This window comes from Thalassospira sp. MBR-102 (assembly GCF_040549275.1).
Classification (GTDB): domain Bacteria; phylum Pseudomonadota; class Alphaproteobacteria; order Rhodospirillales; family Thalassospiraceae; genus Thalassospira; species Thalassospira xiamenensis.
Genome location: NZ_JBEPTC010000001.1, coordinates 686,031 through 701,691 on the forward strand (window position 1 = coordinate 686,031; position 15,661 = coordinate 701,691).

Annotated in this window: 13 protein-coding genes; 3 read left to right on the plus strand and 10 right to left on the minus strand. The window is 51.9% G+C overall.

What is annotated here, in order from left to right:
• Window positions 1-5 precede the first annotated feature (5 nt).
• The gene (gene gmk, locus ABIE64_RS03345) at window positions 6-638 is read left to right on the plus strand and encodes a guanylate kinase (RefSeq protein ID WP_071241152.1); all 633 of its coding nucleotides are present in this window, start codon (window positions 6-8) and stop codon (window positions 636-638) included.
• A gap of 21 nt (window positions 639-659) precedes the next feature.
• Here the strand turns inward: gmk and rsmA are convergent, their stop codons facing one another.
• The 7 genes from rsmA to ABIE64_RS03380 form a co-directional block, all read right to left on the minus strand.
• Window positions 660-1,526 (minus strand): 16S rRNA (adenine(1518)-N(6)/adenine(1519)-N(6))-dimethyltransferase RsmA, encoded by an 867-nt coding sequence (gene rsmA / locus ABIE64_RS03350; protein WP_071241153.1) that lies wholly within the window; start codon window positions 1,524-1,526, stop codon window positions 660-662.
• A 4-nt stretch (window positions 1,527-1,530) separates the two neighbouring features.
• Complete coding sequence (gene pdxA, locus ABIE64_RS03355; protein WP_071241154.1) at window positions 1,531-2,562, minus strand: 4-hydroxythreonine-4-phosphate dehydrogenase PdxA; 1,032 nt, start codon at window positions 2,560-2,562, stop codon at window positions 1,531-1,533.
• 20 nt (window positions 2,563-2,582) lie between these two features.
• Window positions 2,583-3,854, minus strand: coding sequence for a peptidylprolyl isomerase (locus ABIE64_RS03360; protein WP_278371521.1), 1,272 nt, complete (start codon window positions 3,852-3,854; stop codon window positions 2,583-2,585).
• A 12-nt stretch (window positions 3,855-3,866) separates the two neighbouring features.
• A complete protein-coding gene (locus tag ABIE64_RS03365; RefSeq protein WP_247643620.1) occupies window positions 3,867-6,050 on the minus strand; it encodes an LPS-assembly protein LptD in 2,184 nt (727 codons plus the stop codon).
• Window positions 6,051-6,054: 4 nt separating this feature from the next.
• The gene (gene lptG, locus ABIE64_RS03370; protein ID WP_007090341.1) at window positions 6,055-7,158 is read right to left on the minus strand and encodes an LPS export ABC transporter permease LptG; all 1,104 of its coding nucleotides are present in this window, start codon (window positions 7,156-7,158) and stop codon (window positions 6,055-6,057) included.
• On the minus strand, window positions 7,155-8,273 hold the full coding sequence (lptF, locus tag ABIE64_RS03375; protein ID WP_354376627.1) for an LPS export ABC transporter permease LptF: 1,119 nt from the start codon (window positions 8,271-8,273) through the stop codon (window positions 7,155-7,157). The genes lptG and lptF overlap by 4 nt, the downstream gene beginning before the upstream one ends.
• 196 nt (window positions 8,274-8,469) lie before the next feature.
• Entirely contained in the window at window positions 8,470-10,245 is a 1,776-nt protein-coding gene (locus ABIE64_RS03380) for an acyl-CoA dehydrogenase (protein ID WP_354376628.1), read from the minus strand.
• Between the two features lie 323 nt (window positions 10,246-10,568).
• Here ABIE64_RS03380 and ABIE64_RS03385 point away from each other — a divergent pair, with 323 nt between their 5' ends.
• Window positions 10,569-12,086 (plus strand): S41 family peptidase, encoded by a 1,518-nt coding sequence (locus ABIE64_RS03385; RefSeq protein WP_037990114.1) that lies wholly within the window; start codon window positions 10,569-10,571, stop codon window positions 12,084-12,086.
• Between the two features lie 77 nt (window positions 12,087-12,163).
• Here the strand turns inward: ABIE64_RS03385 and ABIE64_RS03390 are convergent, their stop codons facing one another.
• The 3 genes from ABIE64_RS03390 to ABIE64_RS03400 form a co-directional block, all read right to left on the minus strand.
• On the minus strand, window positions 12,164-13,090 hold the full coding sequence (locus ABIE64_RS03390) for an NAD(P)-dependent oxidoreductase (protein ID WP_278371519.1): 927 nt from the start codon (window positions 13,088-13,090) through the stop codon (window positions 12,164-12,166).
• Between the two features lie 59 nt (window positions 13,091-13,149).
• Entirely contained in the window at window positions 13,150-14,187 is a 1,038-nt protein-coding gene (ppk2, locus tag ABIE64_RS03395) for a polyphosphate kinase 2 (RefSeq protein WP_354376629.1), read from the minus strand.
• 132 nt (window positions 14,188-14,319) lie between these two features.
• Window positions 14,320-14,553 carry a DUF1127 domain-containing protein gene (locus tag ABIE64_RS03400; protein WP_007090335.1) on the minus strand — a complete coding sequence of 78 codons (234 nt, stop codon included), beginning with the start codon at window positions 14,551-14,553 and terminating at the stop codon, window positions 14,320-14,322.
• Between the two features lie 139 nt (window positions 14,554-14,692).
• Here ABIE64_RS03400 and ABIE64_RS03405 point away from each other — a divergent pair, with 139 nt between their 5' ends.
• Window positions 14,693-15,658 (plus strand): transcriptional regulator GcvA, encoded by a 966-nt coding sequence (locus tag ABIE64_RS03405; protein WP_007090334.1) that lies wholly within the window; start codon window positions 14,693-14,695, stop codon window positions 15,656-15,658.
• The last annotated feature ends 3 nt before the right edge of the window (window positions 15,659-15,661 follow it).

A 15,661-nucleotide genomic window follows, 5' to 3' on the forward strand; every position in this document is an offset into this window, starting at 1 on the left:
ATCCGATGACGGATCAGGCAAAACGTCGTGGTGTGATGCTGGTATTCTGTGCCCCTTCAGGGGCAGGGAAAACCACGATCACACGCCAGATTTTGGAAAAAGACAGCCAGATTTCTCTTTCGGTTTCTGCGACAACACGTGCAGCGCGTCCGGGCGAGGAAGAGGGGATACATTACTTCTTCAAGTCCGTTGATGCCTTCAAGCATATGATCGCCGATGATGAATTGCTGGAATGGGCGGAAGTGTTTGGCAACTATTATGGCACGCCTAGCGGCCCGGTCGAAAAGGCGCTTTCCGAAGGCCACGATGTTCTGTTTGACATTGACTGGCAAGGCGCGCGGCAAATACGTGAGAAGGGTGGGGATGATGTTGTTTCTGTTTTCATCCTGCCGCCCTCGTCGGCCGAGCTTGAACGCCGTCTTCGTGACCGGGGACAGGATGCTGATGATGTGATCATGAAGCGTATGGCAAAAGCCGGTGCCGAAATCAGCCATTGGGAAGAATTTGACTATGTTCTGATCAATGATGACCTTGAACGTTGTCTTGCCGATGTACAACATATCATTGGTGCAGAACGCGTTAAACGCGAACGCCAATCCGAACTCCCGGGGTTCGTTAAAAAGCTTTTGACAGATTGATGATCCGAAATGGTCGCCTGATCAGGCGGCCATTTCGTCATGAACAAGTGTTAGTCGAACGAAATCGGCTACACTTAATTCTTCGGCACGTGCTGTCTCGGTAATTTGTGCACGTTCCAACAACATTCCGACATCCATGTTCAATGTCTTCAGGCTGGCGCGCAGCATCTTGCGCCTTTGGCCAAAGGCTGCCTGTGTGATCTTGCCCAGACTGACAAGATTTACAGCTTTGCCGCGATCTGCTTTGGGACGCAGTTGAACGACAGCTGAGGTTACCTTGGGCGGTGGGGTGAAGGCACTACGGTGCACATCAAAAAGTATCTGGCAGTCACATAAATACTGACACAGGACCGAAAGGCGGCCATAGGCCTTGCTTTTCGGGGCGGCGACAACGCGCTCTGCTACTTCTTTCTGGAACATCAAAGTCAGGCTGGCAAACTGATCAATCTGCATCAGCCAGCCCAGCAAAAGTTGCGTGCCCACGTTATAGGGAAGGTTGGCGACAATCTTTCGCGGAGCCGGGCCGAGTGACGTAACATCAACGTCAAGCGCATCCCCATCGATCACATGAAGCGCCCCCGGATAGTGATTGCTGATTTGTTCAAGAACCGGTTGGCAACGGGGATCACGTTCGATAACCGTCAAGTTCTTTGCGCCATGATAAAGCAAGGAGCGCGTCAGACCGCCGGGACCTGGACCGATTTCAATTACTGTTGCGTCATTCAGTGGTGCGGCCGCGCGCGCGATCCGCCCGGTCAGGTTCAGATCAAAAAGGAAATTCTGGCCAAACTTCTTTTGCGCGGACAGTCCATGCGTTGCAATGACGTCGCGCAAGGGGGGAAGCCCATCATTGGCAAGGCTGGCGGTTTCGTCTTTCTGGTCTGACACGATGTCAGGCTCCTTGTGAGGCAGCGTTGCCGGCTACTCGTTTATGTGCCATCTCAGCCGCCATTTTGATGGCCGCGATCAGGCTGTCAGGCCGTGCGATGCCTTTACCTGCGATATCAAGAGCCGTCCCGTGATCAGGGGACGTTCTGATAAAGGGCAATCCTAGCGTGACGTTCACACCGCCATGGAAATCAAGTGTTTTGACCGGAATCAGAGCCTGATCATGATAGGGACATAGGGCGACATCGTAGTTTGCACGTGCCTCGGCATGGAACATGGTATCTGCGGGGAGGGGCCCAACGACATCAAACCCCTCATCCTGCAATGCCTTTATGGCAGGGCGCATTATCCTGATTTCTTCGTCGCCCATTGATCCATCTTCACCTGCATGCGGGTTTAAGCCGGCAATCGCAAGCCTTGGTTTTTCCAGACCAAAATCCCGTTGCAACGACTTTGACGTGATGCGGACCAATTGTTTGATCATTTCACTGGTAAGTTGCTTTGGCACTTCCGAAAGGGCGATGTGGATTGTCATCGGTACGACGCGCAATTGACTATTGGCCAACATCATAACCGGGATGGTGCCCGGACCACAAAGCTCTGCCAGAAATTCGGTATGGCCGGGATGTTTGAAACCGGCCTGATAAAGCGCGCTCTTCTGGATCGGGTTGGTTACCACAGCACTTGCTGTTCCTGATCGCGTCAAGTTAACGGCATGGGTAATGCTGTCTATGACAATAGATGCGGTTTTGCTGGATGCCGTTCCATGTTTGATATCTTGTGCTGTGCCGGGAATTTCAAAAACCGGAAGGGCGTCCTCGAAGAACTTACCTGTTTGGCTGACCTCGTTTATCACCTTGGTTTTTACCCGCAGCCCAAGACTTTCGATGGTTTGATCCATGATTGTCTTGGGACTGAGAATGAAAAATGGAGGAAGTACATGGTCTTTGCGCGACAGCCACGCCTTGAGGGCGAGCTCCGGGCCGATGCCGCCCGGTTCTCCCAGTGTCATTGCAATCGGCTTGATGTTGCTCATCGGCTGGCGTCCTTTCCGGATTACATCCGGATATCGATAAACGCATTGCGGCGCAATTCACGCAGTTTACGGCGCGCCAGAATTTCGAGGCGTTCCATTTCAAGACGTTGGCGTATGCTTTCCCGATCCGGAAGAGTACTTTCTTCTGTCTTGTCGCAAACCATGACAAGCAGGGCACCGCCATCAACCTTGATCAGATCGGAAATACCGCCTTTATCCAGATTTGCGACGGCATTGCGTACAGGTCCTGCAAGATCGTTTGGTGATATGCCTTCGGTCTTTCCGCTCATGTCCGAACCAAGGTCAACCGCGACATTTGCCAATGATTGGCAACTATCGGCAGTTTCTTTGGCATTTTGCAGGATACCAAGTTTGGAGTTGACCTCATCTTGAGGCGTGTTGGCTGCAATTGGAACAAAGAGCTGATATAGATCAAGCCGGACATCTGTCAGGGCATTGGCATCTCCCCGACGGCGTTCAAGCAGTTTCAGGATGTAATATCCGCGAATGGTTCTGATAGGATCACTTACATCGCCCGGCTGCATCTGGTTAATGGCCTGCTGCAATTCTCCGGCCATTTCACCGGAATAAAGCCAGCCCAGGTTACCACCGTTTGCTGCACTTGAGCTTGCCGAAAACTGTCTCGCCAGACCGCCGAAATTAGCCCCCTGTTCAAGGGCCCGGATCACCTCGCGGGCATTCTGGTAAACTTTGGTTTCGTCCTGCGGATTATCGACAGGCAGGAAAATTTCCTGAACATTGTTACGCGGCTTGCCCTGGTTGCTGCGAATACGTTCGAGGTTGTCATCAATTTCTGTATCGGAAATCTCGATTTCGCGACGCATGGAACCCAAAAGTTTCTGCCATGCAATTTGGGGACGGATCTGGTTTCTTATGGTTTCTGGTGCGATACCATTCTGAGCCAGAAACTGGTCAAGCCCACCCGTTGGCAATCCTGAATTTTGCTCGATCAGGGTTTTGGCGCGATCAATATCTGCGTCCGTCACCTCAAAGCCGCGACGTTCAGATTCCTGCAGTTGCAGCTTTTCATTAATCAACTGCTGTAAAATCTGTGGTGCCATCTCCTGGCTTCGTTGCGGGCTCATCGGAATATTGGAAGAGGCAGCGACAAGCTTGATACGTTCTACCAGATCGACCACCGAAATCGGGGCATCATTGACGACAGCTGCGACGCCGATCGTGCTTTGAGCTCTTGCTGTCGATATCGAAACAGCAGCAAAAAGCATGACAGCAATTGCTGCGACGAGATGAGAAAGTCTGGTGCTATGCAAAGTTATACTGCCTTATAATCCGGCTGCTGACGCAAATTCGCCAAGTGTTTTGAATACAAGTCGGAAAAGAATCTCATCCGACTGACCAAGGTCCTGATCTTCGTAGAATGTTCTTCTGACCCGTCCGTCAAACACGAAGCATTCGTCTTCGTAAACAAAGCCGAAACCGTATTCAAGAGGGTCGTTCTGATCAAGATCATAGCGACTATATGCCATCCCCGACCAGAATTCGCTGAACTGGCGCTCCGCGCGGAAGTAAATTTCTTCGCGTTGTCCTAACTCGTTGCTGCCAGCGTCTTCAGCAAAGTGAACGTAATCCAGATTAAGGCGTAACGTTTCCTTTTCACCCAAACCTGCTGATACCTGATTTCGGCGTGTCGAGAAATCTTCATTATCAAGCCGGAAGCGATAGGTCAGGTCGACATATTTGTTTGGAGAGACGGTTACTCTGCCGACATAATCCGACAGATGATCTTCGAGGCCTGAGCCTTCTTCAAAGGTATCGCCCTTGTTGGCGCGATAGCTTTGACCGAACATGGCACTGGTATATCCTCCTTCCTCGCCGTAGACCCCCCATTCAAGGCCGTAGCTGGTTCTAAAACCGTCTTCTGCACGGTCGATACCGCTATATCTGTCATGTGAGAAAATATTGATGTCATCAAACTCGAATGACTGGGAGTCTTCATTCGGAATCTCGTTCGGGTTTCCGCCGTTTGGCGACCATGCGGCCATGACAATCGGTTTGACGATATGATGGTAGCTGCCCTGATTGTTCACAAATGGCATATTCCAGTCTACGGCTGCCAATGGAAGAATTCGGCCTGCATATCCGTCGTAATCCTGTTGACCGTCTCTTGATACATCCGAAACCAGGTAATTGTCGGTGCGAATGGACATCGAGAGCTTTGTTACGTCCCCAAGTGATCCGATATAGGGCAGTGCCCAGCCTGCTTTGGCGGAAAGGCGATGAGAGTCCGCCCCTTCTTCCCGGGTGAGTGACAAGGCATCCAAATCAAGGGTGGTGTAACTGCCATATTTCGCCGGAGCCGTTTGACCGTGGAATTGTGCGTGTGGCAAAATGATGGGTGTCGTATCCCGATCATCTTCGGCTTTTAGCCCTTGGAAATAATAGCCGTCGACACGGCTATAACTGGCCCCTCTGAAACCCTCGGTGAACAGGTTGGAGGTCAAAACAGATGGTGAGCCAAAACCATATCGGCTCATATAGGTCTTTTCAGAAGCCTGTTCTGCATCAAATCCCCACCGCCATGTTTTATCGATGTCAAAGCGGCCTTTTGCATCAATGTGCCCCTGAAAGTCGTCCGTATCGTCACTGGTAACACTACTGACAACTTCCATTTCACCGCTGTCAAAGCGTTGGCGATACTCACTGGCGAGAACCGGGCCTTCGTCCGTTGTGTAGATAGGACGAAGGGTCAGATCCTTGCTTTGATCAATAGCCCAATAATAGGGCAATTCGAAGAACGATCCGACATAACTCGTGCTACCAAAAGATGGTGCCAAAAGACCTGATTGACGTTTAACTGTTGGATCAGGATGCTGGAAATACGGCGAATAAAGAACCGGAATTCCTGCAAATTCCAGTCGGGCATCTTCGTATTCCACGGTTTTTTCTTTGGCATCGTGAAGAACACGGGCTGCTTTGATGCGCCAAAGCGGTGGTGTTTCCGGATCGTCTTCGCAAACCTTGCAAGGAGAGTAAACCGCCTTGGCAATTTCGGTAAAATTCCCGCCGCTTCTGCGCGCGCCGGTACCGGCAATTCGAGTGTTTTCATCAAGAAGAACATAAATGTCTTCAACAATGCCTTCCTTGAAATCACCCGAGAGTTCGACATGACTTGCAAACGTCACTTCACCGGTTGGTTCGGTAATACTGACATTGCCAGACGCCGTCAGCACGTCCTGTGATCTGTCATAGCTGACTGTATCTGCCAGCAAAATACGACCATCCCGCGAGATTTCGACATTGCCGCGCGCTGTTACCGTTTGAAGTTCCCGGTTATAGTCAACTTCATCCGCACTGAAAAGAATCTTGGACTGTTCGTCGTTTGCAGTGGTCACTTCATCGGACTGCTGTGCCTTGGCGGCAATCGAATATGTTCCGGCCAAAGCAAATGCACAGCCCAGGATGGTCCCCGTTGCCAGTCTTTTTATCATTCCCCCTGTATGAGCCATTCAGCTAGCCGTCCTCCAGATGAAGCAAGGTGGAAACTCCCAATAGCAAAGATATACCTGCAGGTGCCCAAGCCGACAAGACGGGCGGGATTCCACCTGAAACGCCAAGTGCTGAAATGACATCGGTACAAAAATAAAGAATGAAACCGGTCGCAACACCCCCACCGATAACAAGAGATGCGCGGCGACGTCGAGAAAATTTAAGACAGAATGCAGCGGCAATCAGAACCATTGCGCAAAGCAGCAATGGACGCGACAGCAAACTGTGAAAATGGATGCGATGGCGAGTTGCGTTGAAGCCGGCGCGTTCCAAAAGGTTGATAAACGGCTTCAGGTCCCAGAACGACATCGTTTCGGGAGATGCAAAACTGTCCTGGATTTTTCGTGCGGTCAGATTTGTGGGCAACATCAATTCGGATGAAAACTCACTAGTCTGTCCCGGATGGAAGGTCCATGCGTCATAGAAACGCCATGTGCCGGGCTCGAGAACTGCACGCTGCGCATCAATTCTGGTTGTGAAATCATCCGCATTCTGAAAACGGAAAACGGTGACGTTCCGCAAGTCAACTCTATCTGTTGCCTGCCCACGAACTTCGCGGGCATATATTACGGCCTGTCCATCCTGCGTGCCCTGACGCAGCCATAATCCGTTTGACGAGAGATTCATGACACTGCTGTTGCCCTGAAGATATCGGGCCTCGAGCGTTTCGTATCTTTGTAGCAAAATTGAAGATAGCGGATTAAGCGCCATAACCTGAATGGAGCCTAGTAAAATCGCGCACATGATTGGCGGAAGTAGGAATTGCCAGGCAGAAACACCTGCTGCACGTGTGACGACAAGCTCCTGATTGCCAGTAAGCTTCCAGAACGAAAACATCGATCCGAACAAGACAGCAAACGGCAGGACCTTCTCTGTCATGAATGGAATTCGACTGGTTGCCATTTGAAACACGATACCAACCGTCGCATCTGGGCGTCCACCGGCGCGACGCAGCAACTCGATTGTATCGCCGATCAGGATCAATCCGATCAAAAGGGCGAGAATTCCCAGAATCGATATCAGAACATGTTTGCCGAAATACCAGGTTAGGGTCGGTGAGATTCTCATGCTGGAACCTCGTCCCGGCTTCCAGCCTTCGCACGGATTTGCGGTCCGCGGAATGTCCAGTAGAGGCCCCCTGCGATTGGAAGAAGCGCATTCAAATACATAAGGGGGACAAGGTCGGGATTCTTTGCAGCAAGGTTCTTCATTGCAATGCTGATCACCTGGAAGACGATCATAATTGCAATCGCAAATAAAAGGCGCCCGGTCTGCCCCCTGCGAGAGAAGCTGCTTGAAACCAGAACTGCCAGTGCAATGCTTGCAAAGCCGATGGAGTATAGCGGTGAAAGTAGCCGATCATGTCCTTCAGCGCGAAATGAGCCAATGTCATTCGGCAAAACATCAGGCGGCATGGTTGTTAGAAGATTGGATACGCTTCGTTCACGCGCTTCTCTGTAACGAAGGGCCGGATCTTCTGCATTATGCGCAATATCGACAGCATAGCGGTCAAAATAGAGGATCGACATCGTGCCGTCCTTCGTGTTGACTTCCTGGCGGTTTCCATCAAGCAATACGATCCGCGGACCATTTTCCGTGCGAACGAGCGCACCATTTTTGGCCATCATTGTGGCCTGTTTGTTTGGATCTCTGGCATCATGGACAAGAATGCCAAGTAGCTCGTTATCCTGCCCGACTTCCCGGATATAGACTGTCAGACCGTCAAGGTCGGTAAAGCTGCCTTCCTGCAGCAAAACGGATGAGAAATCGTTGCGGATTGAGAACTGCAGTTCTTTGAATTGCTGGTAGCTGTAAGGCAGATAAAACAGCGTCAGGAAATAACCGAAAGCGGCGGTCAGCAATGCTAGTATGAGTGTCGGTTTTGCAAGAGCCCACTGGCTTAACCCGGCGGATCGCATAACGATCAACTCGCGGTCCTGAATAAGTTTGTTATATGTGAAAACTACAACGAAAAAGAGCGAGATCGGTAAAATAATCGCCAAAAAGCTTGGAAGCAGCAGAGATGTTAGCTGCAAAAATACCGATACCGAAAGGCCGCGGTTCACAATCATTTCAATGAAACGCAGGCTTTGCGACAGCCAAATGACACATAGCAAGCCAAGTGTCACAAACACCATCATGATGAACTGCTGTTTCAGCATATATCGGGTTAAACGATTCATTGGCCGGATTATAGAGAAGCGTTCAAAAACCGAAACAGGAAATTAGGGGTAAATCCCGGCAATTACACTGTTACGCGACGGGGCTGGCTGATTGCAGTGGAGTATGCTGCAAACGATTGCCGTTAAAGGCGAAAGTAACCTCTTCTGGAGAATCTGTTCCGGAAGAGGTTGGGTGGATTTCAACGGCAACGCTGTGTCAGAATAATGGCGCGGTTTCATGCAGCAATTCGTGTCGTGTATTGGCGATCTGCTGTGCCATGAAATCGGATTCGGGAACGATTTGCGCCAAAAAGAAGTTACAGCTTAGGCCCTTTGCTTTGGCAAAGCCCTCTTCAATGTCGCTATCGGTCAGTTTTTCCAAAGAGCGGAACATTAACCAACCTGCCACACAAATCGAAGTCTGCCGGAGGTAGGGGGAGGCGATAGCCTGAGCGAGGCCAGATGAGTTTTTGCACCTGGAGAGGATATCTTCTGTGGTTTGTTCCAGTTGATCGATGGCATGGCCGAACATCCGCGCCGCTTTAGACAAATTGTCATCAAGATGCGGCTTGGATACAGACATACGCATTTCGGTAATCAGTGACCGCATCGCGGCTCCGTTATCACGAAGGAGCTTCCGGCCGATCAGATCCAGTGCCTGAATGCCATTTGTGCCTTCGTAAATTGGGGCAATTCTCGCGTCACGCAGATGCTGGGCTGCGCCTGTTTCCTCGATAAAGCCCATACCGCCATGAACCTGAATGCCAAGGGATGCGTTTTCCACGCCCAGATCCGTTGACCATCCCTTGACCATTGGGATCAGAAGGTTTGCGCGCGTTTGCGCCTTCGTGCGTTCATTTTCGTCTTCATGATGATGAGCAATATCAAGTTGCGCCGCGGCATAAAGTGAAAGCGCGCGGGCGGCTTCGGCGGTTGAGCGCATTCGGATCAGCATGCGCTGGACGTCGCCGTGATGAATGATGCTTTCATCCTGCCCGGTCGTCGGAGATTTCCCCTGTTTGCGATCGCGTGCGTAGGATACAGCTTGCTGATAGGCGCGTTCTGAAATCGCGACGCCCTGTTGCCCGACAGCGAGACGGGCGTTGTTCATCATTGTGAACATGCACGCCAAACCGTGGCCTTTGTGTCCGACCAGATAGCCCTTGGCGCCCCCGTTGTCTCCAAAGGAAAGAACAGCCGTCGGGCTTCCATGGATACCAAGCTTATGTTCGAGTGATACACATTTCACATCGTTACGCTCTCCTGGTGTGCCATCGGCGTTTACAACGAACTTCGGCACAATGAATAGCGATATACCTTTGACCCCGTCTGGCGCGTCCGGTGTCCGGGCAAGCACAAGATGAACTATGTTGCTTGTCATCTCGTGATCGCCATAGGTGATAAAAATCTTTTGTCCGGTAATCCGGTACGAACCGTCATCTTCTGGCTCGGCCGTGCTGCGAACCTTTGAAAGGTCGGAACCGGCCTGCGGTTCGGTAAGGTTCATCGTGCCGGTCCATTCGCCACTTATCATGCGTGACAGATAAATTGCGCGTTGCTCGTCCGATCCATGTGCGGTCAGAAGTTCAATGGCGCCGGCGGTAAGCATGGGGCACAGGGCAAAGGCCATATTCGCTGAATGCCAAAGCTCTCCTACGGCGGCACCCAAAAGCAACGGCAACCCCATGCCGCCCTCGGTCTGCGGGGCGCTTATGCCCTGCCAGCCGCCTTCACAGAATTTATCATAGGCATCCTTCCAGCCGGTCGGAGTTCTAACATGGCCATCAGTTTGAAGAACCGAACCTTCCTGATCCCCAATACGGTTTAAGGGCGCCAGTACGCCAGAAGCCAGTTTCCCTGCTTCTTCAAGAATGGCATCGACAAGGTCCGGACTGGTTTCTGCGAAGGCCGGGATATCCGAAACGGTTTGCAAACCGATCACATTGTGGATCAGGAACCGCAGATCATGGAGTGGTGGCGTATAGTCGCTCATGGAAAAAGACGTCTCCCTGAATTGTGAGGCGCCCGCTCGGTATCGCCCTCGTTTCGGGGCTTTGTTGCTATATAGCATAATCACAAGGGGGGAGAAGATCGAGTCTGTTTCCTTCTGAAAGTACCAAATTACTCTAAGCTATTAGTTGGATGTTCTTCTGGAAAACCAGCGAGTGTTGCGCCGCACTACTGGCGGTAATATATAATGGTTCCGATATAAATCAGGTGTGAAAACCGTTGCAGGGTCGCCATTCGGGCTTTGGCAAGCTAGACTGCCCTTCCGGTGATCGGGACACGAACTGAAGAACAAGAAAACACAGGAGTATGGCGGTGCTGCGCAAAGGAATATTACCGATTTTGCTTGCGGTGGTGATTTCATTTGCCGGAACGAGGTTGGTGGCGTGTGCCGGTCCGGTTTGGCCAAGCGATGATGAACAGCAGTTTCTGGATGCCTACCGCGACTATGTCGACGAAAGTGCGACCAGCGACCAATATGATCGCGCCGATAAACTGTTCGTCGAAGCGGTTCAGGTTCTTTCCGATACCTATGTGGAAAATATTGATCGCCCGGCGTTTGTCGAGCGCGCGATTGCCAGTTTGCCAAATCTTGAAACTGATGATCACACGCCAGACGGCATCGTTGGTGCAGTACTCGACGAAAGCCTGCACGACCTGGACCCGCATAGCGCATATATGACCGACGATATGTTCCGCCGTTTGCAGGAAAGTACCGAGGGAAGTTTTGCCGGTGTTGGCATCGTGATTTCGCAGGACGAGGACAAACTGATCCGTATCGTGTCACCGATTGACGATACACCTGCCGCACGGGCTGGCCTGCAACCCAATGACAGGATCACGCATATTGATGGTCATGAAATGAAGGGCGAGCCCATTGCCGAGGCTGTCCGTCTTATGCGCGGTCGCATCGGCGACCCGGTGACACTGTCGATACAGCGCAAGCAGGAAAACTTTGACGTCACCGTGAAACGTGCACGGATCGAGGTGCCGTCGGTTACCGCATCAATCATCGATAACGATTTGGCCTACATCCGTGTGTCGCGTTTTGATGCCAGCACATTGGATCAGACACGCGAATATCTTGAAATGCTGGAAAACAGGATTGGCTCACCGCGGGGCGTAATCGTTGATTTGCGACGCAACCCGGGTGGATTGCTTGATAGTGCCGCCGATATCGCCGATCAATTCCTGAGCAAGGGGCTGATTGTTGCGACCGAAGGGCGGGGCGAACGTAAATTGCGCAGCTATGAAGCAGACAGCAGCGATTATTTTGACGGTGCGCCCATGGCTATTCTGCTTGACCGTGGATCGGCGTCGGGCGCCGAATTGATGGCGGCCGCCCTGCGTGAAAACGGGCGAGGTGTCATCATCGGCGAACAGTCGTTTGGTAAAGGTTCAATGCAACGCATCATGCCGTTGACTTCTGGCGGTGGTCTTAAAATCACGACTGGTTATTACACGACGCCGGAAAACCACATCGTCCAGGGCAATGGTGTTGTCCCGGATATCGAAGTCAAACTTCCTGATGCCGAAGAGTTCGAGCGGGAGGTTGATCTTGAGCACGCCTTGCCGCCGCGTCGCCGCGATCCGCGCAAGGTTCTTGCATCAATGGATGCAGCAAGTTGCGAACGCGATATAGAGGTTACCCGTATCGGCAAATCTGCAACAAATGATAACCCGTTGGACGCCGAAGGCGATGGCGAGGCCAAAGCCAAGGAATTGCAGCGTGATACTGTTCTTGAATGTGCCGTGGGCTATTTCAGTGACGGTAAGCTTGCTGTGTATAGGGATCAGGTGGAGCCACTTTTGCGCGCGGGGCTCTAATTGCGATAAATTGTCAAAAAACGCGGCCCTGCAAAAGGCCGCGTTTTTTTTGTGTTTTGAAAGCTCTGCGGTGCTGCTTATCCACGCGCCAGAAGATCAATCAGGCTGGATGTATCCCAACGGTTTCCTCCACGCTCCTGAACCTGCGCATAGAATTGATCAACAAGCGCGGTTACCGGCAGGCGCGCGCCATTGCGCTTCGATTCTTCAAGGCAGATTCCAAGATCTTTACGCATCCAGTCAACGGCAAAGCCAAAGTCAAACTTGTCTTCGACCATTGTCTTGCCTCGGTTTTCCATCTGCCAGCTGCCAGCGGCACCTTTCGAAATCACATCAAGAACCTTTTCCATATCAAGGCCAGCCTTGCGACCGAAATTCACACCTTCGGAAAGACCCTGAACAAGGCCTGCGATGCAAATCTGATTCACCATCTTGGTCAGTTGGCCCGATCCGCTTTCACCCATCAGTTTGCAGGAGCGCGCAAACGCGTCAATAACCGGTGCCGCGCGGTCAAATGCCGCCTGATCACCGCCGCACATGACGGTAAGAATGCCGTTTTCAGCACCCGCCTGTCCGCCCGATACGGGGGCATCGATAAAGGAAACACCGGCATCTTTGGCGGCCGCATATAGTTCGCGGGCGACATCGGCTGATGCTGTTGTGTTGTCAATCATCACAGCATTTTTTGCCGCCCCGGCAAGAGCACCGGTCTCGCCGAGGACGACGCTTCGCAGATCGTCGTCATTGCCAACGCAAATAAAAACAAATTCTGCCCCGTTGGCGGCTTCGGCCGGGGTAGGGGCGGATTTTCCGCCATATTCGCCCGCCCATTTATCTGCTTTTGCGGCGGTGCGGTTGAAAACAGTAACGTCGTGCCCTGCCTTTTGCAGGTGGCCGGCCATGGGATAGCCCATGACGCCCAGCCCGATAAATGCACATTTTGCCATTTCGTGCCTCCCGTGAATTGGTCGTACCAGTAAAGGAGGCAGCCTTCCGAATGTCAATGCAAGGGAATGTCACGGAGACAATGTTTCCACGATCCGGAATACATATCGGTCATATCTCAGTCGTCGAGTGCCAGTTCCTCGCTTACGGTGTGGATGATCCGGCGATCATAGGTCAGAAGTTCTGATCGTTTTCCCGGATATTCGAACTGGGACAGGTAATACCGGATGGCATTGACGCGCGCACGTTTCTTGTCATCGGATTTGACAATGATCCAAGGACTGTCGGTGGTCGAGGTATGGAAAAACATCTCGGTCTTTGCTTCGGTGTAGGCATCCCAAAGATTTTGCGATGCCAGATCAACCGGGCTTAGTTTCCATTGTTTAAGCGGGTCTTGTTTGCGCTGATCAAACCGGCGCGCCTGTTCTTTTTTACTGACCGAAAAATAGAACTTGGTCATGTGAATGTCGGAACGGATCAGCATGCGCTCGAGCGCCGGGACAGATTGCAGGAATTCGCTGACTTCGAACATGTTGCAGAATCCCATGACACGTTCAACCATCGCCCGGTTATACCAGGACCGGTCAAACAGGACGATTTCGCCGCCAGATGGCAGATGTTCAACGTAGCGCTGGAAATACCATTGAGTCAGTTCCCGGTCATTCGGTTTCCCGAGCGCAACCACACGTGCGCCACGCGGGTTCAGATGTTCTGTGAAGCGTTTTATCGTGCCACCTTTTCCAGCGGCATCGCGGCCTTCGAAAATCACCAGTGATTTGATGTTCTCAGCCTTAACCCAGTTTTGCAGCTTGAGAAGTTCGATATGCAATGGCGCAATGAGTTCAAGATACTGTTTGCCATGCATCTTTTTCACGCGTGCTTTGGGATCGGCGTCGATGTCAGGCGGGACATAGTCTCCGGGGGTGTCTGATTCCGGGGAAATGCTTTTCTTTGACGGGCGATCATCAAGGCGATCCATCGTCATGCTTTCAGCATCAAGTAAAAAACGATCACGGGCTTCGCTATCAAGGCTGGAAAGATCGGGATGCTGTTTCGAAGCCTTGCGGCTGCGCGCCGTATTTTTCACCGCCTTGCGGATCGAATTGTCACCGCTTTCCGTCTTTTTCGTCGGATTGTCTTTCTGTTTCGCCGCCATACTGTAGATGCCCTGCAACTTTAATGGGAAATTACAGTGACATAAATGCGCCATGATCGAAAGGGGGCGCAAGGAGGTAGATCAAATCCGGTTCACGGATAGGGTTTCGATCATGGCGCAGGTGGGGCGATGTCAAAGCGGATAGGATTTCCGGTATTCGGCCTCGGCATCACTTCGCGACAGACCGATATCAGAAAGCTGGGCGTCACTTAGTCGCATGAGAGCGCGACGCTGTGCGCGTTTGGCAAGCGTATCCGCGATTGTGCTGAATACTGTGTTGATAACGTTTTGCAGCGATGTGGTTGGCGGGTTTGTGGCTCTGGTGTTGGTGTGGCCAGAAGGCGTCTGGCAATATGCATGTGCCATAATCGTTCTCCTGAATTGAGTTCTTCTAATGGAGTTTACGTTTGTTGAAGCCATACTCCTCTTAAATCAGGTAGGTGACAAACGAGTATTTCTCGGGTTATGTATTAGATTATCTAATGATTGTGGATTTGAGGCGAACATGCGCTTACCCCCATTGCAGTCTTTGCGTGCCTTCGATGCCGCTGCGCGACATTTGAATTTTACCCGCGCCGCCGAGGAACTTTTCGTTACCCAAGGGGCGATCAGTCAGCAGATCCGTCAGCTCGAAGAATATCTTGGATTTCGTTTGTTTTTCCGTTTGCCAAGGCGGTTGCAACTGACCGAGGAGGGGGATCGTCTGGCGAGGGCAACGTTTGAAGGCTTTTCACGCATCGCAGGCGAAATCGACAGCCTTCGCGCTGTGGAAGAAGCCGGTGTTGTCACCGTCAGCGTATTGCAATCTTTCGCTGTCAAATGGCTGGTGCCGCGGCTTGGGCATTTTCGTGAAGCACATCCTGATATTGATGTTCGCATCCACGCTGATGATCGATTGGTTGATTTCCGCAATGAAGGTATTGATCTTGCTGTTCGTTTCGGCCGAGGCCGGTATCCCAATCTTTATACCGAACTGCTGATGCGTGATGAAGTTTTCCCGGTTTGCAGCCCGGATTATCTGGCATCAAGTCCGCCGCTGAACCGGCCTGCGGATATTGCCGGTCATCAGCTACTGCATGACGCCACATCGCATATTGAGCAACCGCGCGCTGCGGATTGGCAATTCTGGCTGGAAGGTGTCGGGGTTAAGGGAATTGATTTGCGACGCGGGCTTCGTTTCAATTCTGGCGACATGGTCATTCAGGCAGCCCTGATGGGGCACGGGGTTGGCATGGCGCGAACCAGTCTTGCCGCGCAGGACCTGAAAGCCGGTTTGCTTGTTCGCCCATTTCCGCAAACCGTTGCGTCAAGTTACGCCTATTATCTGACCTGTCCCGAGGAAAACCTGAACCGGCCGCGTGTACAATCCTTTATTCGCTGGCTGAAGGACGAAGTTGCCGCAACCCTCAAGGATATCGAGGAAAACCAGCCGGCCTTGACTGTCATCACCCCCGATCCGGGAAAATCGTAATCC